Genomic DNA, 21,427 nt, shown 5'->3' with positions numbered 1-21,427 from the left:
ACGGTCGCAACCGGTGTTACATTGCCCTGGGCCGGGCGATCCTGCGGCCGGGACAGCCGAGACGGAGGGGCTGCGATGAGGCTTACTCCCAGCGCTCACACCGACTCCTTCTGCCGCGACCGGCTGCCGCCGGCCGAGCAGTGGCCGCGGCTCGTGTTCGACCTGCCGGAGCTGCACTACCCCGAGCAGCTCAACGCCGCGACGGTGCTGCTCGACGGCACCGCCGCCCGGCTCGGGCCGGACCGTCCCTGCCTGCGCTCGCCGGCCGAGACGTGGACCTACGGCGACGTCCTGGCGCGCGCCAACCGGGTCGCGCACGTCCTCAGCGCCGAGCTCGGCGTCGTGCCCGGCAACCGCGTGCTGCTGCGCGGCACCAACACGCCGTGGCTCGCGGCGTGCTGGCTCGGCGTCCTCAAGGCCGGGGCCGTCGCCGTCACGACGATGCCGATGCTGCGCCGCCACGAGCTCGGCAAGATCACCGAACGCGCGCAGCCCACGGTCGCCCTGTGCGACGAGCGCCTCCTCGACGAACTGCCGCCCGGCCTGCCCGCGGTGTCCTACGGCACCGAACTCGCCGGCCGCTGCGCCCGCCACCCGGCGACCTTCGCCGACGTGCCGACCGCCGCCGACGACGTCGCCCTGCTCGCCTTCACCTCCGGCACCACCGGGACGCCGAAGGCCACCATGCACTTCCACCGCGACCTGCTCGCCATCGCCGACACCTTCTCCCGGCACGTGCTGCGCCCCACCGGCGGCGACGTCTTCTGCGGGACCCCGCCGCTGGCCTTCACCTTCGGCCTGGGCGGCCTGCTGGTGTTCCCGCTGCACGCCGGCGCGTCGGTGCTCCTGCTGGAGCGCGCGACCCCCCGTGAGCTGGCGTCGGCCGTCGCCGAGCACGCGGTGACGGTGCTGTTCACCGCGCCCACCGCCTACCGCGCGATCCTCGGCGCCGGCGACGGCCCCCTCCTGGCCGGGGTCCGCCGCGCCGTCTCCGCCGGGGAAGCGCTGCCCGCCGCCGTGGCCGAGCGGTACCGCGAGGTCGTCGGACGGCCGCTCATCGACGGCATCGGCAGCACGGAGCTGCTGCACGTGTTCATCTCCGCCGCCGACGACGACGTGCGTCCCGGCCTGACCGGCAAGGTGGTCCCCGGCTTCCGCGCCGCCGTCCTGGACCTCGACGGCCGTCCCGCGCCGGACGGCACGCCCGGGCTGCTCGCGGTCCAGGGCCCCACCGGCTGCCGCTACCTCGGCGACCCGCGGCAGACCGGCTACGTGCGCGACGGCTGGAACATCACCGGCGACACCTACGTCCGCGAGCCCGGCGGCTACTTCCGGTTCGTGGCGCGCAGCGACGACATGATCGTCTCTTCCGGTTACAACATCGCGGCTCCCGAGGTCGAAGAGGTGCTGCTGACCCATCCGGACGTCGACGAATGCGCGGTGGTCGGCACCCCCGACCCGGACCGGGGTGCCGTCGTCACCGCCTTCGTCGTGCTGCGGCCCGGCGTCGCCCCGGGCCCGGACGTCGTGCACGCCCTGCAGGAGCACGCCAAAGCCGTTGCCGCGCCGTACAAGTACCCGCGCCGGGTGCGGTTCCTGGACGCGCTGCCGCGCAACGCCAGCGGCAAGCTGCAGCGGTACCTGCTGCGCGAGCGCTGACGAGGGTGACGGGCCCGCTGCCGAGGTGGGGTGGCGGTGGGCCCGTCACGTCTGAGGGGTGTCGAGGACATGCCCCCAGACTAGCCGAACATTCGAACACATGTTCACGGCCATTCGAGTGGATTGAGACTACGAAACGTCACGGAGAACCCGTCTTTCCCCAGCGCAACAACACTTCCGGGTGACATTCAGTCCTCAATGGACAGTGCCGGGCCGGCCCCCGCCGCCCCGCGGGCACCACCGCCGCATTCCCCACCACGAGCGGCAAAACCCTGCACACGCCCCTGACCTGCACCGAGGAGCATCACCCCGGCGCGCCGCCGAGGCGGTGACAGCGCCCGCGACCCGACCCCATAAAGTCTTCGCGCAGCCATCCGGAGGTGAACGCCCGCGTGCCCGAGGTCGACTACTACGAGGTGCTCGGCGTCCGCCGGGACGCCACGGCGGCCGACGTCAAGACGGCCTACCGCCGGCTGGCCAAGACCATGCACCCGGACGGCGGCGGCACGGTCGGCACGTTCCGGCTGCTGCGCGAGGCCTACGACGTCCTGAGCGACCCGGCGGCCCGCGCGCGCTACGACGGCGGCGCCACCGTGGTGCCGGTGGCGGTGCCGGTCCGGCCGCGCCCCCGGCGGCGGTTCGGCGACGAGCCCGGGTTCGTCCCCGACCTGCCCGACCTCGACGCCGAAGACCTGAGCTGGTGGCACATCGCCGTCGAGGACACCCGGATGCGGCACGGCCGCCGCCGCGGGCCGGGGCACACGCCGGTGGTCGTCGCGGTGGCCGGGATGGTGCTCGTGCTGCTGCCGCTGGTCACCGGCGTCGGGTTCAGCACGCCGGTGCTCATCGTCTGGCTGCTGCTCACCGCCGGCACGGCCCTGCTGGTCCAGCGCCTGGCGCGCGGGTACCTGCGGGCCGCGAAGGCCCGCGAGGCGTACGCCGCGGAGTTCGGCGGCCGCACCGTCTTCGGCGCGCCGGGCACCGAGCGCGACGAGCTGGCCGAGCGGCTCACGGCCGACCTGCTCGAGGGTTACCTGACCCGGCTGCCGGGCGCCCGGATCTTCCACGGCCTCGCCTGGCCGGGCTCGGTGTTCGCCGACGTGGACCACGCGGTGCTGTGCGGCAAGCGGCTGGTGCTGATCGAGTCGAAGCTGTGGCTGCCCGGGCACTACGAGACGGCCGAGGACGGCCGGCTCCTGCGCAACGGGCGGCCGTTCCGCGGCGGCGGCAGCCGGCTCGCCGAGAGCCTGGCGGCCTACCGCGAGCTGCTGCCGGGCGTGGCGCTGCGCGGGGCGATGATCGTGTACCCGAGCCGCAGCGGCGACCTGACCACGGCCGACCCCGGCGACCTGCCCGTGGCGCCGATGACGCCGGAGGAGTTCCTGCACGAGATCGGCGAGTGGCTGGCCGCGGATCCGTCCACTGTGGACCACGAGACGCTGCGGACGATGCGCGACCAGGTCGTCGGCGGCGGCCGGGCCGCGTGAGCAGCCCCCGTTTTCCACGCTACCCGAGGACACCGACAGTTCCGGGGTCGTCCCGCCGCCTTCCGCACGACGCCGGCCCCAGGACCGGCGAAGGCGTTCCGGCGCGATGAGCCCCGTCGCGACCCTCGGCACCGTCCTCCTCGCCTACCTCCCGGCCGCCGTCTCCCCCGGCCCCAACTTCGTCCTCATCGCCCACACGGCCGCCGCCGGGAGCCGGCGCGCCGCCGTCGCCGTTGCGCTCGGTGTCGTCGCCGCGGGCGGGCTGCTGGCCGCCGTCGCCGTCTTCGGGCTGGGCTCGCTGCTCGCGCGGGAACCGTGGCTCGCCACCGCCCTGCGGGTCGTCTGCGGCGGCTACTTGGCCTGGCTCGGCCTCCGTCTGTGGCTGACCGCCAGGACCCCGGGAACCGCCCCGCCCGAAGCCCGCGGCAACGCGTTCCGCCGCGGCGTGCTCAGCAACCTCACCAATCCGAAGGCCGCGGCGTTCTTCGGCAGCGTCCTCACCGCGGCGCTGCCGCCCACCGAACCCACCGCCGTCAAGGCCGCCGCGGTCGCGCTGATCGTCGCCGCCTCGGCCGGGTGGCACCTGAGCGTCGCCCTGCTGTTCTCCTCGCCCGCCACCCAGCGCTGGTACGCCCACGCGAAACCGGCCCTGAGCCGCGTCGTGGGCACGGTTCTCGTCGCCTTGGGCATCACCCTCGCCGTAACGCCGTGAAGGCCCCCTCGCGCGAACGAGGAGGCCTTCACGAACGAACCGGGAACTACCGCACGCCGCCCGACGCGCGCTGCTTCTGCGCGTGCGCGGACCGGGTGCAGACCTCGCCGACGTCGACCGTCTGGCCGCGGTCGGCGAAGACGTCCGCCACGCCGACGAGCTTGCCGCTCGGCGACGAGCACGTCAGCTGGTACGCCTCCTTCGTCCCGTACGTCGGCGGGATCGGCGACGAGAACGACACGTCACCGGTCCAGTCGTCGACCGCGTTCGGGTCGGCTTGGTCGTAGTTGACCACCACGGCCCGGTAGTCGCCCGCGGGCGGGTCGAACAGCACGGCGTGTTCGGACGTCGTGCCGCCGTTCGCCGACGAGCTGACCAGGTTGCCGGCCGAGTCGTAGACGTACAGGTCCCAGTCGGTCGAGGTGCTCTTCCAGTTGACGTTGACGCTGAACTTCCCGTTGTCGACCTTCGGCAGGCCGTCGACGTGGAAGGTGAACGAGTCACCCGCGGGGTCGACGGGGTAGTTCTGGTTGATCGCCGGCACGCCCGCCGGGTTGGTGACCGGGAAGCCCTGCTGCGCCGGGCCCTGCGGGTCGCGCCCGTACCGGCCGGCGACGTACGGCCGCGTCGACGGGTTGACCGACCACGCGAAGCGCCCGCCGGTGGCGGTGAACTTCGAGTTCAGGTCGTCGGTGTAGTAGATCGGCGGCTTGGTGGAGCCGTCCGGCTGGATCACCGGCGACGTCGGCGTCTGGAACGTCTTGTGCAGCTTGAGCTGGTAGCCCTTGGGCGCCGAGCCGATCAGCGTCGAGTGCTGCTGCGGGTCGGCCGCGTTGCCCAGCATGTCCAGGAACGCCTGGCGGTTGCCGCCCTTGCCGGCGCCGGCCGCGGGGGCGAGGCCCGCGTACTCGGCCACGACGCTGTCGGCGTACGGCCCGTGGAAGCCGTTGCCGCCGACCTCGATCGTGAAGCCCCAGCCGCCGGTGGCCCAGTACGACCAGTCCTCGGTGGTGCCGGTCGTGTCGTAGAGCGCCCAGCTCGGCTCGCTCGTGTAGCCGTTGCGCGAGGCCAGCTTGTCGCCGAGGGCCTTGTAGGCCGGCTCCTCGAGCGGCGCGCGGACGTCCGCCACGCCCGGCGGGCGCAGCACCAGCGCCGCGACGGTGTGCATCGTCAGCAGGTTGGTCACCTGGCGCGAAGCCACGATCGAGCGCACGTTGCGCACCTCGGGCTCGCTGAACGGCGCGGACCCGCGGAAGGTGTCACCGCTCCAGGCGATCTCGGCGCCGTTGCCGCCCCAGAAGCCCGCGTAGTTGCGGTTCGGGTCGGTGCCGCGCAGGCGGCCGCCCGGGTTCGCCTTGCACACGCCGGTCGCGAACTGCGGCGGCGAGTCGTTGACGTTGCAGTTCTTCCGCTTCATCTCGTAGTCGAAGCGGGTGAAGTCGCCCTTGGGCTCGGCCTCGCGGGAGATCTCGAAGCCGTCCGGGTTCACGATCGGCACGACGATGTTGCGCGTCTTGCCGACCAGCGACCGGATGGCGGCGTCCCGCGAGTAGCCGTTGACCAGCTCGTACGCCCATTCCATGACGTGCTCGGCGGCCGGCCACTCCCGGGCGTGGTGCACGCCCATGGTGAAGTTCACCGGCTTGCCGTCGGTGATGTTCTTGACGTCGGTGGCGATTTCGACGCCGACGACGTCCCGGCCCTCCCACGTCGATTCCGGCATGGTGAACGCCGAAACCAGGTTCGGGTTCTTGCGGGCGAGTTCCTTCATCTCGAAGTTGTACTCGTAGAGGTGCCGGTAGCTGGTACGCCCGGAGGGCAGCGCCGAAGCGGCCGTCGTCGCGGCGTACTGGCGGTCGGTTTTGGCGTCCTGGACCGATTTGGCCGACAGGTCCGCTTCGATGACCTTCGACTTGAAGCCGCTGTCCTTCAGCGTCTTGCGGTCGGCGTCGCCGGCGAGCACGACCTCGACGCCGGTCGCGTCGCCCTTTTCGGTGACGTCGAGGCCGAGGGCGGTCAGCTTGTTCTTGTCGGCGCGCGTGGGCGTCTCGACGCGGACGAGTTCCGCGCGCTGGGCGCCCGTCGGCGTGCCCTGCGGCGTCAGCGCCAGGAAGTCGATCCCCAGCTGGGCCCGGTCGGCGGGGCCGCCGTACCGGCAGCCCTGGACGACGAGTGCCTGCCCCTTCTTGACGAAGCTTTCGGCGAGTTCGTGGGTGCGCAACGCCGCCGAGGCGGCGACCACCGCACCGGTGGCCTTGTCGAACACGGCGACGTCCCAGTCGCCCTCGGCACCCTGGGCCGGCTTGAGCCGCGCCTGGACGAGACCGTCCACGGTGGACGTGACCTCGCGGCGATCGGTGCCCGCGGTGCCCGTGGGCTGCAGTTTCGCAAAGCACGAGCGAGCGACGGACTTGTCGGCACGCAGGATGTTCTGCGCGGCGCCGGCGGTTCCGGCCGGCAGCGCGACGAACGTTCCGGCCAGTGCGACGGCCGAAGCCAGCATCACCAGCCGTCTTGGTGAATTCCCCACAGGAAGCGACCTCCTTGACCGAGGCCGGCAGGACGGACCTACCGGTAGCGAGCGACCATAATGGAGGAAATCCGGCTGCGGTAACCGCCGTAAGTCGTACACGCTGACCAGCCCTTTTTCACGAGGAGTTCAACCACCGGTCGGCTACTGTCGGTCCATGGTCACGATCCCTGCGCGACGAGCGGTCTCCCTGGCCGGCATCGCGGCGCTGGTGGTCGGCGCGGGTCTGGTGCTGCTGCTGCAGGTCATCCCGCCGACGGACGAAATCAGCGTCACCCGCCGCACGATCAGCGAGTACGGCCTGTCCGACCACAAGTGGGTGTTCGACCTGGCGGTGGTCCTGGTCGCCCTGGGCTCGGCGGCGGGACTGGCGGTGCTGCAGCGCCAAGGGCGGCTGCCGGTACCGGCGGCGATCCTGGGGACACTGTGGACAGTCGGGCTGCTGGTCATCGTGGCGTTCCCCAAGCCAGACTGGGCCACGGTCTCCCGCGCGGACTTCGGCGGCACGCTGCACCGGATCGCGAGCGTGGTGGCGTTCGTGGCGTTGCCGCTGGCGGTCCTGGTGGCGGCGCGGGCGGCGTTCCCGTCCTCGCCGGGACGCCGCCTGCTGGCGCGGGTGCTGGCGGTGGCGTCGCTGGGCTGGTTCGCGGTGATCCTGGGCGCGGTGGTGGTCGCGGCCGTCGAGGGTGGGCGGTGGTGGACGTTGATCCCGCTCGGGCTGGTGGAACGCGGGATGGCGTTGACGGAGCTGATCGCGCTGGCGGTGCTGCTGGCACCGGTGGGCCCCGGCTTCGCCCACACCTCGCCCGGCCGGCGATAACCTACACTGTAGGCACGCCGACCGGAGGGACTGTCATGACCGGAGCCCTGGCCTGGACGAAACCCGTCGTGCGCTGGGGGCTCGGCCATGCGCTCCCCCGCACCGTCCTGCGCCGCGAGGCCCGGCGCGGGGACCTGCAGGGACGCATGGTCGTCGCCGCGGCCGACGGGCGGGATCTCACCTCGCTCTTCGAAGAGATCCGGGCCGCCGGGCCCCTGGCGCGGACGCGGTTCGGGTGGATGACCACCACGCACGCCGCCGTGCGGGAGGTGCTCTCCAGCGACGACTTCCGGGTCGGGATCATCGGGTCCGACGGCTCCGCGCTCGGGCGGCTCGCCGACTGGTCGGCCGCGCAGCACCTGCACCCCGTGCGGCCGCCGTCGCTGCTCGCCGTCAACCCGCCCGAGCACACGCGGTACCGCAAGCTCGTCACCGGCGTGTTCACCGTGCGGGCCGTCGAACAGCTGCGCGGCCGCGTGCAGGAAATCGCCGACGGCCTCCTCGACGGGCTCGACCCCGCGCGGCCGCTCGACCTCGTCGAGGCCTACTGCGGTCTGCTGCCGGTGACGGTCATCAGCGAGATCCTCGGCGTGCCGCCGTCCGACCTCGGCAAGGTGCTGTCCCTCGGCGCGGCCGCCGCGCCCAGCCTCGACCTCGGGCTCGGCTGGCGGACCTTCCGCGACGTCGAGACCGCGCTCGCCGAGTTCGACACCTGGCTCGGCGAACACCTCGACCACCTGCGCCGGCACCCCGGCGACGACCTGTTCAGCAAGCTCGTCGCCGCCCGCGACGGCGGGGTCGGGCTCACCGAAACCGAGCTGAAGTCCACCGCCGGCCTGGTGCTGGCGGCCGGCTTCGAAACGACCGTCAACCTGCTCGGCAGCGGGATCGCCCTGCTCGCCGGCGACCCCGGCCAGCTCGCCGTGCTGCGCGAACGGCCCGAACTGTGGGGCAACGCCGTCGAGGAGGTGCTCCGCTACGACCCGCCGGTCCTGCTGACCGGGCGGCTGGCCACGCGCGCCACCGAGGTCGCCGGGGTGCCGCTGCCGCGCGGGGCGCTGGTGACCACCGTGCTGGCCGGCGCCAACCGCGATCCCGGGGTGTTCGCCGACCCGGGCGTCTTCGACGTCAGCCGGGCCGGCGCGCGCGACCACGTGTCGTTCGGCGCCGGCCGCCACCACTGCCTGGGTGCCTCGCTGGCGCGGATGGAGGGCGAGATCGGGCTGCGCACGATCTTCGACCGGTTCCCCGGGCTGCGCGTGCTGCCCGGCGGCCGCCGCCGGTCGACGCGGATCCTGCGCGGCTTCGAGCACCTGCCCGCGGTGCTCGCTCCGTGACCGGCCGCCGCGGACGTCCGCCCAAGGACACCGGGAGCCTGTCGCGGGAACGGATCCTGCGGGAAGCCCTCGCGCTCGTCGACGAAGTGGGCCTGGACGCCGTGAGCATGCGCAAGCTCGCCCGCCGGCTCGGCGTCGACCCGATGAGCCTGTACAACCACGTCGACGGCAAGGACGCGCTGCTCGACGGGATCGCCGAGGTCCTGCTGGCCGCGATCCCCGCGCCGCCGCCGGACGCGGACCTGCGGGAGACGATGTCCGCGCTGGCGCACGGGTTCCGCGCCGCGATGCTCGGCCACGCGCGCGCGGCACCGCTGGTGCTCACCCGGCGGCTCGCGTCGATGACGGCGCTGGCGCCGGTGGAAGCCGTGCTCGCGCCGCTGCTCGCGGCCGGGTTCCCGCCGGACCGCGCGGTGCACGGGCTGCGGACCGTGCTGGCGTTCCTGATCGGCACGCTGATGCGGGAAGTCGAAACCGCACCGACGTACAGCGGCCGCCGGCTCGCGGACCTCGAAGGAACCGGGCTGCCCGCGGTGGCCGCGGCGGCGCCGTTCCTGGCCGTGTGCGACCACGAAGCGGAGTTCGAATTCGGGCTGCGGATCCTGCTCGACGCCCTCGGCGCGATGGCGCCGCGCTAGCTAGCGGATGCGTTCGTGCAGCGCGGCCATCCGGGCGTCGAGGTCGGCGGCGGTCCTGGCCGCCGCGGCGAGCTCGCCCGCGAAGTCGGCGGGCACGCTGTCGCGGTACTTGTACGACAGCTTGTGCTCGACCGCCGCCCAGAAGTCCATGGCGATCGTGCGCAGCTGCACCTCCACCTTGACCTTTTCGACGCGGTCGGAGAGGAACACCGGGATGCGGACGATGAGGTGCAGGCTGCGGTAGCCGTTCGCCTTCGGGCTCGCGACGTAGTCCTTGGTGCGCAGCAGCTCGACGTCGTCCTGCGCGGTGAGCATGCGCGCGACCTCGTAGACGTCGGAGACGAACGGGCAGACCACGCGGATCCCGGCGATGTCGTCGAGGACGTGGGCGGCGGAGACCCAGTCGCCGCCGAGCCCGCGGCGGTGCACCTTCTCCTTGATCGCCTCGGGCCGCTTCACCCGGCTCGTGATGTGCTCGATCGGGTCGTGCTGGTGGACGAAGTCGAACTCCTCACTGAGGATCCGCAGCTTCGTCATCAGCTCTTCGATGGCGAACTTGTACATCAGGAGGAACCGCGGGAGCTGCCCGGCGACGACGAGCTCGTCGGCCGCCTCGCGCAGGGAAGCGTCCTCGGCCGCCGGGTCGGTGGTCACTGAAGCCTCGTGCTGTCGTCGGTCGTTTCCGAACGCCAGGGTACTGCGCTCTGCGTGGTGAACGAACGGCGACGTGCCGGAGTTCCCGCCGGTCACCGGATCGGGGCGGTTTCCGGCCCGGACCGGGGGTCGCCCGGTCCGGGCCGGGGGCCGGTCAGCGCCCCATGGGAACCGTTTCGGCCGAGGCCGTGCCGGCGGCGACGCACTGGGCGGCGACCGCACCGGCATCGACGCCGGACTTCTTGTTCTTGGCCTTCTTGTCCTCGGCGGCCATGCCCGGCTGCTGCGCCGCGGCAGCGGGATCGGCGGCCTGGGAGACGCAGTTCAGGAGGGCCGCGCAGTCCTGCGCGGAGAGCTCGGCCGCGTTCTGCTGGGCGGCCATGCCGTTCTGGTCGGCGGCATCCTGCTTGCCGTTCTGGCCGGCCATGCCTTCCTGCGCGGCCATGCCCTTCTGGTCAGCGGCCTTGTTCTTGCCGCCCATGGCGTTCTGTTGGGCCATACCGTTTTCGTCGGCCATGCCGTTCTGGTCGGCGGCCATGTTCTTACCGGCCATGCCGTTCTGTTGGGCCATACCGTTCTCGTCGGCCATGCCGTTCTGGTCGGCGGCCTTGCTCTTACCGGCCATACCGTTCTGCTCGGTCATGCCGTTCTCGTCGGCCATGCCGTTCTGGTCGGCGGCCTTGCCGTTCTGGTTCGCCATCCCGTTGGCGTCGGCCGCACCGGCGGCCTGGGCCACGCACTTCTGGACCACCTCGCAGGCGGCAGCGGCGTCCTGATCAGCCGCGTTCTGCCGACCGGCCTTGCCGTTTCCGTCGGCAGCACCCTTCTTGGCCGCCGCGCCCTTCTTCGCCGCCATGCCGTTCATGCCCGCCGCGTCGTTCTCCGCGGCCATGCCGTTCTCGTCGGCCTCGCCGTTCCCGGCCGCCGCGTTCTTCTTGCCCGCCATGCCGTTCTCGTCGACGCCGGCCATGCCCTTCTCCTGGCCCTTGCCGGCCGCGGCCTTCCGGCCCGCCATACCACCGTCGGCCACCGCGTTCTGGGCCGCTTCGGCGATGGCCGCGCACTGGGCCACCACCTCGTTCGCCTTCACCTGGCCCGCGCAGCCCGCGGCCTCGCGCCGCTGCTGGATCTGGGCGACCACCGCCTGGCGGTTGGCGATGCGGGCCGGCGACTGGGCGTCCGGGGCCGCCTGCTGGCCCGCGATGAAACTCAGGTTGTTCTGCAACGCCGTGTCCAGGCCGCCGCAGTTCTCCGTCGCCGCGTTGCCCGCCGGGCTGGTCAGGGCGATGGCCGTCGCGGTTGCGCCCGCGACTCCCAGCAGCGCCGCCAGCCCGATCGTCGCGGGTTTGCGGTGTCGTCCTGCGGTGCGCGTGTGGGGCATCAGCCCCTCCTTTCGGGTCGCCACCTCACCCGGGCACACGGCCGCGCCGGCCGGTCGGTTCACCGTCCTTTATGGACGGAACAATTGCGCGATCCGGTAGTCGACGAGAGCGAAAGCCGCTTCGGCGGTGTAAGCTCCCCCGAGGATTCCGGTCACGAGACCGGCGGCCATCGTGGCGAGGGCGCCGGCCTCCATGCCTGCGTCCAGTGCTGCGCTGACGCGCTTTCCCCGCTGCGCCACCGCGATCTGCTCGGTCAGGCCGCGCACCAGGTGCGGCAGCAACGCTTCTTCGTCCGGGTGCGGGCCGCCGCGGGTGACGTCGGCGGCGAAGTACGCGATCTGGACCGCCGCCAGCAGGCGCGTGCGGTCGTCGGACGGCAGCACCGCGGCCAGGTACGCCCGCACCACCGCACGTTCGTCGCCGGTCTCCAGCGCGCGGCCGACCTCGGCCGCCGCCCGTTCGACGCTCAGCTCCACCACCCGCCGCCAGGCGAACCGCAGCATGGCCTCCTTGGCCGGGAAGTAGTACTGGACCAGGTTCATCGAGATCCCGGCCTCCGCCGCGACGGCACGCAGCGTCACCGCCGGCACCCCACCCCGGGCGACGACCCGGAACAGCGCCTCCGCGATCTCACCACGGCGCTGCTGGTGGTCCACGCGTTTCGGCACGCGATCACTCTGCCACAACTGGCCACGATCTGTTATCGTGCATCTGCACCATGAAACCTGGGGAGGGATCATGATCGGCGCATTCAAGAACGCACGCAGCGAAGAGCGGTACCTGGCCGCGTACGACAGAATCGCTGCTCTCTGGCCCGTGCCGGTGCAGGACCTCGACGTAACCACGCGCTACGGGCCGACCCGCGTCCGGGCGAGCGGTGACGAAGGACCGCCGATCGTGCTGCTGTCCGGTGCCATGGGCACGTCCCTGTCGTGGTACCCGCACGTCGCCGACCTCGCCGCGCACCACCGCGTGTACGCCGTCGACACGATCGGCGAACCCGGCCGGTCACACCAGACACGCGCCACCGGAACCGGGGACGACTGCGCCGACTGGCTGGCCGACGTCCTCGACGCGCTCGGCCACGAAAAATTCCTGCTGGCCGGGGTGTCCCGCGGGGCGTGGCTGGCGCTCACCCTCGCCGCCCGCAGCCCGGACCGGATCGCGGGCGTGGTCGCCGTCGAGCCGCCCGGCTTCGCGCCGATCGGGTGGAGCTTCATCCGGTGGAGCGTGCGGGAAATCGCGACCTGGTTCGACCCCCGCCCCCGCGCGGCGGTCCGGCGCACCTTCCGCCCGCTGCTGTTCGGCGGCCTGAAGTACCGCGCCCACCACCCGGCGCAGTACCTGTTCAGCGACGACCAGCTGCGCGCGATCACCGTCCCCGTCCGCCTCGTCCTGGGCGAGCGCAGCGTCATCCACACCGCGCGCGAAGTCGAACAGCGGGTGCAGGCGCTCAACCCGCTGTTCGACGTCGAAATCGTGCCGCGGGCGACCCACGCCCTGCCGTTGCAACGGCCGGAGCTGGTCACCGCGCGGATCCTGGCCGGTTAGCCGAGTTCGGCCAGCTGCGGCACCGCCGGCGCCATGCCCTCGATCCACGCGGCGGGCGAGCCGGTCGTCGGGGTGACGATCGCCGTCTGCACCCCCAGCTTCGCGTAGTCGGCCATCGAGCGGACGAAGTCGTCGCGGGTTTCCGGCGTCGGCCGCGGGTTGTTCGCCAGGATCGTCTTGCGGATCGTGTCGTAGTCGCGGCCGACGTCGTCGCAGTGGCGGCGCAGCACGTCCAGCTTGTGCTCGACGTCGGCCGGCGAGCTGCCGAAGAGGTTGCACGCGTCGCCGTACTGCGCGACCAGCCGGAGGGTCTTGCGCTCGCCGGCGCCGCCGATGAGCACCCGGGGCCGGTTGATCGGCTGCGGCGAGCAGAGCGTCTCCGCCAGCCGGTAGTGCTTGCCCTCGAACGGGCCGTTGTCCGCCGGGTCCCACATCTGCCGGCAGATGCGCAGGGTCTCCTCCAGCCGCTCGAACCGCTCGGCGACCGGCGGGAACGGCACGCCCATCCCCTGGTGCTCGCGTTCGAACCAGGCGGCGCCGATCCCGAGGGTGGCCCGGCCGCCGGACAGGACGTCGAGCGTGGTGACGATCTTCGCGAGCAGGCCGGGGTGCCGGTAGGTCACGCCGGTGACGAGCAGGCCCAGGTCGATCCGGGACGTGTGCGCGGCGAGGTAGCCGAGCGTCGTGTAGCCCTCCAGCATGTGCGCCTCGGCGGGCAGGCCGGTGGGCTCGATCTGGAAGTAGTGGTCCATGAAGGACAGCCAGGTCGCCCCGGCCTCCTCCGCGGCGGCTCCCACGCGGGCGAGCTCACCGGCGATGGCGGTGGTCCCGCCGTCGATGTCGAAGATGGGGAGGTGGAAACCGAGTTCCATGGGAACGTGCTCCTGACGTGGTCGGTGTGGCCCCACGCTAGGACCTGGAGCGCGCTCCAGCGCAAGTCTTCACGCCGCGGCCGCGGCGAAGAACGCGGCGATGTCGCGATCGGACACCGGGCCTTCGGTCACCGGAACCCCGGCCGCGCGCAGCCGGGCCGCGAGCTCGCCCGACTTGCGGCCGCCGTCGAGCAGGAACGGCGGGGCGCCCGGGCCGGCGTGCGCCAGCGGGCTCGCCGCCTGCAGCGTCGCGGGTGAACGGCCGAGCGCGAGGAGGATCGACGCGCGGGTGCGCGGGTCCAGGCCCGCGAGGTCGAAGTCCGCGGGGGCCGAAACCGCGGCCACCGCGCGGACCGTGCTGTCCTGACCGGCGTACTGGCCGGTGTCCGGTCCGCGTTCGACGCCGAGCAGGGACGCCAGCGTGCCGCCCGTGCCGGTGCCGAACACCGCGATCCGGGCCGGGTCGACGTCCAAGGCGGCCGCGTTGGCCTTGAGGAACCGGACCGCGCACCGGGCGTCGGCGAGCGGGGCCGGCCACGGTGCCGCGGGGGCGAGCCGGACGTCGATCGCGGCGACCGCGAACCCGCGGGCCGTCAGCTCGTCGCGCAGCGGGCCGGCCCGGGAGCCGTCGAGCAGGGCGCCGGGGCCGGTGGGTTTGCGGTTGCCGAAGACCAGTCCGCCGCCGTGCAGGAAGAGCACCACCGGGGCCGGCGGGCCGCCCGGCCGCCGGGCGATGTCCATCGCCAGCGGGATCCCGCCGGGACGGCAGTATTCGACCGTGCCCGGGCCGCTGTCGAGCAGCGTCGAAGCGCTGGTGCCGGTGAGGCCGTCCCTGGCCGCGAGGGTGCCCGCCGCACCGGTCACGATGACCAGCAGCAGCACCGGGAACAGCACGATCCACGCCGACACGCGCCGCAGCGCCGAGGGGCGGGGGTGCGCCCGGCGCCGGGCCACGACCAGGAAGCCGGCCACCGCGACGACCTGCAGCCCGGCGGCCACCCAGTCGGTGAACCCGGCGACCGTGTCCGCGGGCTGCCAGGGGTCGAACCGCGTGAGCAGCCCCAGCGGCCTGCTCAGCACCCAGAGGGCGAAGCCGCCGAACGCCGTCAGCGCGCCGAAGTGCGCCGTCTTGCGCGTCGGCCACCCGGTCACCGCGACGACGGCGACGAGTTCGACGGCCGCGACGGCGCCGAACAACATCGCGTAAAGCTGCCAGATCCGCCAGAGCGCGGGCACCGCGGCCGCCGGGATCAGGGCGCCGCCCAGCGCCGCGAAAACGGCCGTGACCAGCAGCGGACCGCGGCGCAGGGGCGGTGGCGAGGCCGTCGACGGGCGGTAGGTGCTCCGCTGCCCGTCGACGACCTTCATCCCGCCAGTGTCACCCCGGACCGGCGGGCTTCGCCACGCTACTTGCGCGCCGCCGTGTAGTTCCGGAACAGCAGGTAGGTGTCGAGGATGTCGGAGGAGGCGCTCTCGACCGACCGGTAGATCCCCCACTTCGGGCGGACGTAGTCGCCCTGGTCGGGGATGTTCACGTTGCTCATGCTGCCCTGCGCGGCGACCGGCGCACCCGATCCGGTGCCGTTGCGGATGACGCACGCCGCCTTGCCCTTCGCGCCCGGCGTGAACGTCCACTCGATCGTGATCCACTTGTCCCGCAGGGGCGACAGGTCCGTGGCCGCGATGCTCGGTGAACCCGAGTTGGCGTAGGCGCGCGCGTTGAGCATTTCCTTGCTGCCGCTGCGGGTCAGGTCCAGCGTCACCCACGGGCCGCCGTTGGTCGACGGCGTCTTCGTCTGGAAGATGTGGGTGAACTTGCTGGTCCCGTGCAGCGAGGCCGGGATGTACATCTCGTAGGAGATCGTCCACGTCTCGCCGTTGTGCATCTTCAGCGGGGAACCGTTCTGCACCATGCCTTTCGACTCGGTGCGCTGGCGGTCGCCGCCGCCGGTGGTGTCGCGGTCGTCCTTCCAGATGTTGAACCGGTAGTGATCGCCTTCGACGACCACGTACTTGCGGTCGGGGTGGCGGTTGCCGCGGTCGGCCTCGATGCCCTCGAAGGCCTTCAGGCCGTCGGTGGCGGGGTCGGGGTGCCACAGCGGGGCCGCGTGGGCGGGGGCGGCCGTACCCAGCACGATCGGGACGGCGAGGAGCGAGACGGCGAGGGATCGCAGGGCCGTCCGGCGGGGGAATTCCGGCATCGTCGGTGTGTCCTTCCTGACGAGCAGTTCGGCAGGGGTGCACATCGGTCGGCGGACGGACCCGGCAAACCGGGCTGGACATCCGATGTCTTGCGCTTTGAACGTAGAAGGCCGACGGCTACTTGTCAACGCCAACCCAGTTGCGACGGTGGTTCGCCAAGAAATCATCGGATCGCTGTACGCTGGGCGGCATGGAGAAATTCCGGGCGGGCGACGGCCGGGAGCTCGCCTACCGCGAACTCGGCACCGGGCGGGTGCTGGTGCTGTTCCACGGGTTCACCGGCTCCGGCCGCGACTGGCTCGGCCCGGCGGCGACGCTCGCGGAGCACGGGCACCGGGTGATCCTCCCCGATCTGCGCGGCCACGGGGCGAGCGCCGCCCCGGCCGACCCGGCGGCGTACCCGCCCGACGTCCTCGCCGACGACGGCCTCGCGCTGCTCGCCCACCTCGGCGTCGGCGAGTACGACCTGGGCGGCTATTCGTACGGCGGCCGGGTGGTGCTGCGCCTGCTCGCCCGCGGTGCCCGCCCCGGCCGCGCGGTCGTGGCGGGCCAGGGCCTCGACGCCGTGCAGCGCACGACGTCCCGCACCGGCACCTACCACCGCGCGCTGACCGCCCTGATCGACGGCGAGCCCGTCGAGCCCGGGTCGCCCGCGTACTGGCTCCGGCAGGGCGGCGGGGATCCGGTGGCGCTGCGGCACGTCCTCGGCACCCACGTGCCGACGCCGGACCTGCACCGGATCACGACACCCACCCTGGTCCTGGTCGGCGACGAGGACGACGGCCACGCCACCGCCGACGCCCTCGCCGCGGCCCTCCCGAACGGCCGGTTCGCCCGGGTGCCCGGCACCCACTTCACGGCGATGAGCAGCGCGGCCCTGACGACGGCGATGGCGGAGTTCCTGGCTCAGGCGTAGCAGTCCGCCAGCGCGCCAAAAGCCGCCTTGGGCTCCCACGGAACGCCGGGGTACGTCGTCCCCGTCCCGTCCTCCAGCACCTTCACCACGCCCCAGCTCGCCATGTCCAGGTCGGTCCGGGGGTCCGCCCGGTGCACCAGCCCGTAGCAGACGAACGTGCAGGCGAACGCCGCGTCGACGCCCTCCGCCGTGAAGATTTCCACGAGTTCGCGGAGGTAGCCGGCCTGCTCCTCCTCGTCGCGGACGTACTCGCCGGTCAACCGGACCGGGACGTCGTCTTCGTACTCGAGGATTTCGCCGCAGCGGGCGCCCAGGTCCGCCGCGCCGCGGTACGGCGTCACGCCGAATTCCGTGATCGCGACCGGCTTGCCCGCCGCGACCAGGCTCCGGACGCCCTCGCGGTAGACGTGCTCGACCTCCTTGGAGCGGTGGGCGTCCACCGAAATGATGTCGAAGGGCGTCCAGTCGACGCGTTCCAGCGGAACGGCCGCGTACGTGACGCGGCCGCCGAAGCGGGCCCGCACCGACTCGACCGCACGCGCGAGCAACTCGTTGACCCGCACCGGAAGGCTGTCGCGCAGCTCCGGTGACGCCAGCAGGTGCGAGACCCGCGCGGGGATGTCGTCGCCGGGCAGGAAGCCGTGGTTGAACAGGCTCAGCTCGGCGCCGGTGACGAACACGACCTCAGCCCCCGTGCGGCGCAGGCGTTCGGCACGGGCCGCGCCGTCGGCGAGGAGGTCCAGGATCTCCGCCGGCGTGCGGTCCCACGGGAACGGCGAGAACCACACCTCCAGCCCGAGCGCCGCGGCCTCGACGGCGGCGAATTCGATGCGGTCGAGGTCGGTGCCGATCAGCCGGACGGCCGTGCAGTGCAGGTCGTCGCGGATGATCGCCAGCTCGCGGCGGACCAGCTCCGGGTCGAACGGGCGGTTGAACCGGCCGCCGCGCGCCAGCCCGGTGTCGTAGCCGATGCCCTTGGCTCGCATAGTCCCTCCAGTCGTTAAGGTACGGTCCGTACCGTACCGTAGACTGGTGCCATGGCGACACCGCGGACCCGGCGCCGGGGCACCGAGCTGGCGGAGGCGATCCTGCGCGCGGCCGCGACGGAGCTCGCCGAAACGGGCTACCCCGGCCTGACCATGGAACGGGTCGCCCAGCGCGCCGGCACCAACAAGAACGCGATCTACCGCCGCTGGCCGAACCGGGCCGCGCTCGGCGTCGCCGCCTACCGCCACCTGGCCGCGGACACCCTCGATCCACCCGACACCGGCAGCCTCCGCGAAGACGCGCTGGCCCTGCTGCGGGCGATCAACTGCGGCCAGACCTCCCCCGCCGCCCGGGTCCTGCGCGGGCTCCTGACCGGTGTCGGCGACGAACCGCAGCTGCGGGAACAGCTGCACCGGCACGCCGTCGAAAGCGGTACGAAACCCTGGCTCGCGATCGTCGAACGAGCCGTCGCCCGCGGCGAGGCCTCACCCCGGGCCCGCCGCCCGCGCGTCGCCACCGTGGCCCTCGACCTGCTGCGCCACGAGTTCCTCACCCGCGGACTGACCACAGTGGACGACGCCGTGCTCGTCGAGCTCGTCGACGAGGTCTACCTGCCCCTGGTGGGCGCGTAGATCGTCAGGCGCAGCGCCGGGTCTTCGGCGGCCTGGAAGGTCGCGTAGTCGAAGTCTTCCGGCTCGGGCCGGTACAGCGTCTTCCGGCCGGGTCCACTGTGGCCGACGTCGTGGCGGCCCCACCACGCCGCGAACTCCGGGCAGCCGGCCTGCAGCCGGGCCGCCAGCTCGGTGAACGCGGGATCGCCCGCCCACAGGTCGTGCGCCGCGCGGAACTGCGCGACCACGTGCCGGGCCTGCGCGGCCCAGCCGTCGCCGAACAACCGCCGGGACCGCTCGCCGAGCAGCAGCCAGACCAGGATGTTCCGGTCGGCTTCCGGGCTCGCGGCGAGATCGCCGAACAGGTCGTCCGCCGCGCGGTTCCACGCCAGCAGGTCCCAGCGGCGGCCCGTGATGTACGCGGGCTCGGTCAGGCTTTCGACGAGCCGCCGGGTGGCCTCGGGCACCCGCTCGGGCGTGAACGGCGTCCGGGCCGGGTTCAGCGCCAGCTCCCGCAGGTGGGCGCGCTCGGCGGGGTCGAGGCGCAGGGCGCTCGCCAGCGCCTCGACCGTCTCGGACGACGGGCTGACCGTGCGGCCCTGTTCGAGCCGGATGTACCAGTCGACGCCGATGCCGGCCAGTTCGGCGACCTCTTCGCGGCGCAGGCCCGGTGTCCGCCGCCGTCGCCGGTCCGGCAGCCCGAGCGCGGCCGGGCTGAGCCGTTCGCGCCGGGACCGCAGGAACTCCCCCAGCCCGGCCCGGGCCGCGTCCGGCATGACGACCTCCGCGTGGCATTCGGCAATCCCAGGATGATACCAGGGCTGGTTGCGGTGCCGGGTTCGCCCGACGATCGTCGTCATGGACGAAATGAAAGCCGCGGTGCTCGAAGAATTCGGCAAACCGCTGTCGCTGCACAAGATTCCCGCGCCGGTGCTGGGCACGGGTGAGGTGCTCGTCGACGTCGTGGCGGCGCCGGTGCTGCCGTATGCGGCGGAGGTGTTCCGCGGCGAGCGGAACTATCTGCTCACGCTCCCGGTCGTGCCCGGGGCCGGGGCGATCGGCCGGGTGCGCGCGACCGGGCCGGACGCGACCCGCCTGGCCCCCGGCGACTGGGTGCTGTGCGATCCGGCGATCCGGTCACGCGACGACGCACTGACCCCCGACATCACCCTCCAGGGCCTCAGCGGCCGCGGCGACGGCGGTCTCTTCCTGCAGCGGCACTACGGCCACGGCGCGTACGCCGAGCAGCTCCTGCTGCCGACGGAGAACGCGGTCCCGCTCGGGCCGTTCGAGCCGGCCGAAGCCGCTCGCTGGGCCGCGCTGACCGTCTGCATGGTTCCGTACGGCGGCCTGCTGGCGGCCGGTCTCCGCGCCGGGGAAACGGTGCTGGTGAGCGGCGCGACCGGCCACTTCGGCAGCGCGGGCGTCGCGGTCGCGCTGGCCATGGGCGCGGCGTGCGTGGTGGCTCCCGGCCGTGACGAGGCCGCCTTGGCGGACCTGGAGAGCCGGTTCGGCCCGCGCGTCCGGACGGTGCACCTGGCCGACGACGACAGCCTGCGCCGCGCGGCACCGGGCCCGATCGACGTCGTTCTCGACCTGCTGCCGCCGTCGGCGGGCCCCGCGCCCGTGCTCGCCGCGGCGATGGCGGTCCGCGAGCGGGGCCGGGTCGTGCTGATGGGCGGCGTCGGCGACGACCTCGCCGTGCCGTACCGCTGGCTGATGCGCAACAGCATCACGCTGCGCGGCCAGTGGATGCACCCGCGGACGGCGCCCGCGAGCCTGATCGCCCTGGCCTGCGCGGGCCTGCTCGACCTCGGGCAGTTCTCCGTCACGGAGTTCGCGCTCGACGACATCGCCGCGGCCCTCGACCACGCGGAGCACGGCCCGCGGCGGCTCGCCGTCACGGTGGTCCGCCCGTGAGTACCGTCGAAGGATGACGAGGTTGGCCCGCCACACCCGGATCGCCGAGGTGCTTGCGACGGCCCCCGGCGACGTCCTGGCCGCCGCCCGCCCGCTGGCCACCGGGATCGGCGGGTCGACCTGGGAGCTCACCGTGGCGGGCGAGCCCGTCTTCGTCAAGCGGGTCCCCCTCACCGACGTCGAGCGGCGGCACGAAGGCTCGACGGCGGACCTGTACGGCCTGCCCCCGTGGTCCCACTACGGGGTGGGTTCGGCGGGCGGCGGGGCGTGGCGCGAGCTGGCGGCCCACCGCGCGGCGAGCGCGTGGGTCCACTCTGGACAGTGCGAGAACTTCCCGCTGCTGCACCACTGGCGCATCCTCCCGGGCCTGCCCCGCCCCCGCGCGGACCGCGCCGCGGACGTCGCGTTCTGGCACGACGACCCGGGCGTCCGCCGCCGGCTCGAAGCCCTCGACGACGCGACGGCGGACCTGGTGCTGTTCCTGGAGCACGTCCCACGCACCCTCGCGCAGCGGCTCGGCGAGCACCCGGACGACCTCGGCGTCGCCCACCGCGACCTGCGCGCGATCACGGACTTCCTGGCGGGCCAGGGCATCCAGCACTTCGACGCGCATTTCGCGAACGTCCTCACCGACGGCGAGCGGCTGCACCTGACCGACTTCGGCCTCGCGGCGTTCCCGGACTTCGAACTGTCGGCCGCGGAGGCGGAGTTCCTGGCCGCCCACACGACGCACGACCGGGCGTACGTGCTGACGCACCTGGTCAACACGATCGCCCGGCGCCAGGTCGGCGGGCCGGATTTCCGCACCCGGCACGCTTTCGTCCGGGAGTGCGCCGCGGGCCGGGTGGTGCCTGGTCTCCCGGCGGAGGAAGGCGAACTGCTGGGCCGTTACGCGCCGGTGGCTGCGGTGGTGAACGAGTTCTACGTGGCGCTGCACGGGGAAAGCCGGAAGACGCCGTATCCGGGCCGGGAGATCGCCCGCCGGCTCGCCGACGCCGGGTAGACCAAGGCGGCCCCGAATCCGCCGAGCCCGGCCGCCGCTGCGGGGTCGTGAGTGGTAAGGCGCGTTAGAACGCGCCTTACCACTCACGACCCTGCAGCCGTCCGGCTCTTGACCACCGGCCGAGACCGACCTACAGTCAGCGTACC

At 73.0% G+C, this 21,427-nt stretch carries 20 protein-coding genes; 11 read left to right on the top strand and 9 right to left on the bottom strand.

All coding sequences use genetic code 11. The features are described 5' to 3' along the window. Positions 1-75: 75 nt before the first annotated feature. The 3 genes from OO60_RS35520 (at position 76) to OO60_RS35510 (ending at position 3,858) form a co-directional block, all read left to right on the top strand. On the top strand, positions 76-1,659 hold the full coding sequence (locus OO60_RS35520; protein WP_033263005.1) for an AMP-binding protein: 1,584 nt from the start codon (positions 76-78) through the stop codon (positions 1,657-1,659). Between the two features lie 392 nt (positions 1,660-2,051). Continuing rightward, positions 2,052-3,146, top strand: a complete 1,095-nt coding sequence (locus OO60_RS35515; RefSeq protein ID WP_033263030.1) for a DnaJ domain-containing protein — start codon at positions 2,052-2,054, stop codon at positions 3,144-3,146. Positions 3,147-3,252: 106 nt separating this feature from the next. After that, positions 3,253-3,858 carry a LysE family translocator gene (locus OO60_RS35510; RefSeq protein WP_033263004.1) on the top strand — a complete coding sequence of 202 codons (606 nt, stop codon included), beginning with the start codon at positions 3,253-3,255 and terminating at the stop codon, positions 3,856-3,858. Between the two features lie 46 nt (positions 3,859-3,904). Here OO60_RS35510 and OO60_RS35505 read toward each other — a convergent pair whose 3' ends face one another. Next, positions 3,905-6,361, bottom strand: coding sequence for a M14 family zinc carboxypeptidase (locus OO60_RS35505; protein WP_003077904.1), 2,457 nt, complete (start codon positions 6,359-6,361; stop codon positions 3,905-3,907). A gap of 184 nt (positions 6,362-6,545) precedes the next feature. Here OO60_RS35505 and OO60_RS35500 point away from each other — a divergent pair, with 184 nt between their 5' ends. From OO60_RS35500 to OO60_RS35490, 3 genes are read left to right on the top strand one after another with little or no spacing between them, the layout of a single operon-like run. Then, entirely contained in the window at positions 6,546-7,208 is a 663-nt protein-coding gene (locus OO60_RS35500) for a DUF998 domain-containing protein (protein ID WP_003077902.1), read from the top strand. A 35-nt stretch (positions 7,209-7,243) separates the two neighbouring features. Then, the gene (locus OO60_RS35495) at positions 7,244-8,545 is read left to right on the top strand and encodes a cytochrome P450 (RefSeq protein ID WP_003077900.1); all 1,302 of its coding nucleotides are present in this window, start codon (positions 7,244-7,246) and stop codon (positions 8,543-8,545) included. Then, a complete protein-coding gene (locus tag OO60_RS35490; RefSeq protein WP_003077898.1) occupies positions 8,542-9,183 on the top strand; it encodes a TetR/AcrR family transcriptional regulator C-terminal domain-containing protein in 642 nt (213 codons plus the stop codon). Before OO60_RS35495 ends, OO60_RS35490 begins: the two co-directional genes overlap by 4 nt. Here the strand turns inward: OO60_RS35490 and OO60_RS35485 are convergent, their stop codons facing one another. The 3 genes from OO60_RS35485 to OO60_RS35475 form a co-directional block, all read right to left on the bottom strand. Further along, positions 9,184-9,837, bottom strand: a complete 654-nt coding sequence (locus OO60_RS35485; RefSeq protein ID WP_003077895.1) for a GTP pyrophosphokinase — start codon at positions 9,835-9,837, stop codon at positions 9,184-9,186. 154 nt (positions 9,838-9,991) lie between these two features. Continuing rightward, on the bottom strand, positions 9,992-11,218 hold the full coding sequence (locus OO60_RS35480) for a hypothetical protein (RefSeq protein WP_033263002.1): 1,227 nt from the start codon (positions 11,216-11,218) through the stop codon (positions 9,992-9,994). Between the two features lie 69 nt (positions 11,219-11,287). Further along, entirely contained in the window at positions 11,288-11,887 is a 600-nt protein-coding gene (locus OO60_RS35475; RefSeq protein ID WP_033263001.1) for a TetR/AcrR family transcriptional regulator, read from the bottom strand. 70 nt (positions 11,888-11,957) lie between these two features. Between OO60_RS35475 and OO60_RS35470 the strand changes: the two genes are divergently transcribed. Next, positions 11,958-12,770, top strand: a complete 813-nt coding sequence (locus OO60_RS35470) for an alpha/beta fold hydrolase (RefSeq protein WP_003077887.1) — start codon at positions 11,958-11,960, stop codon at positions 12,768-12,770. Here OO60_RS35470 and OO60_RS35465 read toward each other — a convergent pair. From OO60_RS35465 to OO60_RS35455, 3 genes are all read right to left on the bottom strand, one after another. Beyond that, positions 12,767-13,642 carry an LLM class F420-dependent oxidoreductase gene (locus OO60_RS35465; protein ID WP_003077884.1) on the bottom strand — a complete coding sequence of 292 codons (876 nt, stop codon included), beginning with the start codon at positions 13,640-13,642 and terminating at the stop codon, positions 12,767-12,769. The two genes, OO60_RS35470 and OO60_RS35465, sit on opposite strands and share 4 nt — an antisense overlap. Before the next feature lie 69 nt (positions 13,643-13,711). Next, complete coding sequence (locus OO60_RS35460) at positions 13,712-15,010, bottom strand: alpha/beta hydrolase (RefSeq protein WP_033263000.1); 1,299 nt, start codon at positions 15,008-15,010, stop codon at positions 13,712-13,714. A 38-nt stretch (positions 15,011-15,048) separates the two neighbouring features. Then, positions 15,049-15,843 carry a hypothetical protein gene (locus tag OO60_RS35455; RefSeq protein WP_033262999.1) on the bottom strand — a complete coding sequence of 265 codons (795 nt, stop codon included), beginning with the start codon at positions 15,841-15,843 and terminating at the stop codon, positions 15,049-15,051. Positions 15,844-16,034: 191 nt separating this feature from the next. On the opposite strand from OO60_RS35455, the gene OO60_RS35450 reads away from it, so the two are divergent. After that, positions 16,035-16,760: an alpha/beta fold hydrolase gene (locus OO60_RS35450; protein ID WP_033262998.1), complete on the top strand. Its 726-nt coding sequence runs from the start codon at positions 16,035-16,037 to the stop codon at positions 16,758-16,760. Here OO60_RS35450 and OO60_RS35445 read toward each other — a convergent pair. Further along, entirely contained in the window at positions 16,751-17,746 is a 996-nt protein-coding gene (locus tag OO60_RS35445) for a glycoside hydrolase family 113 protein (RefSeq protein ID WP_033262997.1), read from the bottom strand. The genes OO60_RS35450 and OO60_RS35445 overlap by 10 nt on opposite strands. A 51-nt stretch (positions 17,747-17,797) precedes the next feature. Here OO60_RS35445 and OO60_RS35440 point away from each other — a divergent pair, with 51 nt between their 5' ends. Beyond that, entirely contained in the window at positions 17,798-18,379 is a 582-nt protein-coding gene (locus OO60_RS35440; protein WP_004560591.1) for a TetR/AcrR family transcriptional regulator, read from the top strand. On the opposite strand, the gene OO60_RS35435 is transcribed toward OO60_RS35440, so the two are convergent. Further along, positions 18,355-19,134, bottom strand: a complete 780-nt coding sequence (locus OO60_RS35435) for a helix-turn-helix transcriptional regulator (protein WP_004560592.1) — start codon at positions 19,132-19,134, stop codon at positions 18,355-18,357. The genes OO60_RS35440 and OO60_RS35435 overlap by 25 nt on opposite strands. An 82-nt stretch (positions 19,135-19,216) precedes the next feature. Here OO60_RS35435 and OO60_RS35430 point away from each other — a divergent pair, with 82 nt between their 5' ends. Next, positions 19,217-20,278: an alcohol dehydrogenase catalytic domain-containing protein gene (locus OO60_RS35430; protein WP_342341986.1), complete on the top strand. Its 1,062-nt coding sequence runs from the start codon at positions 19,217-19,219 to the stop codon at positions 20,276-20,278. 13 nt (positions 20,279-20,291) lie between these two features. Beyond that, positions 20,292-21,281 (top strand): BUD32 family EKC/KEOPS complex subunit, encoded by a 990-nt coding sequence (locus tag OO60_RS35425; protein ID WP_033262996.1) that lies wholly within the window; start codon positions 20,292-20,294, stop codon positions 21,279-21,281. Positions 21,282-21,427 lie beyond the last annotated feature (146 nt).

It is taken from the genome of Amycolatopsis vancoresmycina (assembly GCF_000716785.1).
Taxonomy (GTDB): Bacteria; Actinomycetota; Actinomycetes; order Mycobacteriales; family Pseudonocardiaceae; genus Amycolatopsis; species Amycolatopsis vancoresmycina.
The sequence above is the reverse complement of the archived record's forward strand: the minus strand, read 5'-3'. Positions and strand labels throughout refer to the sequence as shown.

Excerpts from the sequence above, each read along its gene's own strand:
- OO60_RS35460 (WP_033263000.1), bottom strand. The coding sequence starts at position 15,010 with ATGAAGGTCGTCGACGGGCAGCGGAGCACCTACCGCCCGTCGACGGCC.
- OO60_RS35505 (WP_003077904.1), bottom strand. The coding sequence starts at position 6,361 with ATGCTGGCTTCGGCCGTCGCACTGGCCGGAACGTTCGTCGCGCTGCCG.
- OO60_RS35455 (WP_033262999.1), bottom strand. The coding sequence starts at position 15,843 with ATGCCGGAATTCCCCCGCCGGACGGCCCTGCGATCCCTCGCCGTCTCG.
- OO60_RS35430 (WP_342341986.1), top strand. The coding sequence starts at position 19,217 with ATGGACGAAATGAAAGCCGCGGTGCTCGAAGAATTCGGCAAACCGCTG.
- OO60_RS35425 (WP_033262996.1), top strand. The coding sequence starts at position 20,292 with ATGACGAGGTTGGCCCGCCACACCCGGATCGCCGAGGTGCTTGCGACG.
- OO60_RS35465 (WP_003077884.1), bottom strand. The coding sequence starts at position 13,642 with ATGGAACTCGGTTTCCACCTCCCCATCTTCGACATCGACGGCGGGACC.
- OO60_RS35500 (WP_003077902.1), top strand. The coding sequence starts at position 6,546 with ATGGTCACGATCCCTGCGCGACGAGCGGTCTCCCTGGCCGGCATCGCG.
- OO60_RS35445 (WP_033262997.1), bottom strand. The coding sequence starts at position 17,746 with ATGCGAGCCAAGGGCATCGGCTACGACACCGGGCTGGCGCGCGGCGGC.
- OO60_RS35470 (WP_003077887.1), top strand. The coding sequence starts at position 11,958 with ATGATCGGCGCATTCAAGAACGCACGCAGCGAAGAGCGGTACCTGGCC.
- OO60_RS35440 (WP_004560591.1), top strand. The coding sequence starts at position 17,798 with ATGGCGACACCGCGGACCCGGCGCCGGGGCACCGAGCTGGCGGAGGCG.
- OO60_RS35510 (WP_033263004.1), top strand. The coding sequence starts at position 3,253 with ATGAGCCCCGTCGCGACCCTCGGCACCGTCCTCCTCGCCTACCTCCCG.
- OO60_RS35520 (WP_033263005.1), top strand. The coding sequence starts at position 76 with ATGAGGCTTACTCCCAGCGCTCACACCGACTCCTTCTGCCGCGACCGG.
- OO60_RS35450 (WP_033262998.1), top strand. The coding sequence starts at position 16,035 with ATGGAGAAATTCCGGGCGGGCGACGGCCGGGAGCTCGCCTACCGCGAA.
- OO60_RS35495 (WP_003077900.1), top strand. The coding sequence starts at position 7,244 with ATGACCGGAGCCCTGGCCTGGACGAAACCCGTCGTGCGCTGGGGGCTC.
- OO60_RS35480 (WP_033263002.1), bottom strand. The coding sequence starts at position 11,218 with ATGCCCCACACGCGCACCGCAGGACGACACCGCAAACCCGCGACGATC.
- OO60_RS35435 (WP_004560592.1), bottom strand. The coding sequence starts at position 19,134 with ATGCCGGACGCGGCCCGGGCCGGGCTGGGGGAGTTCCTGCGGTCCCGG.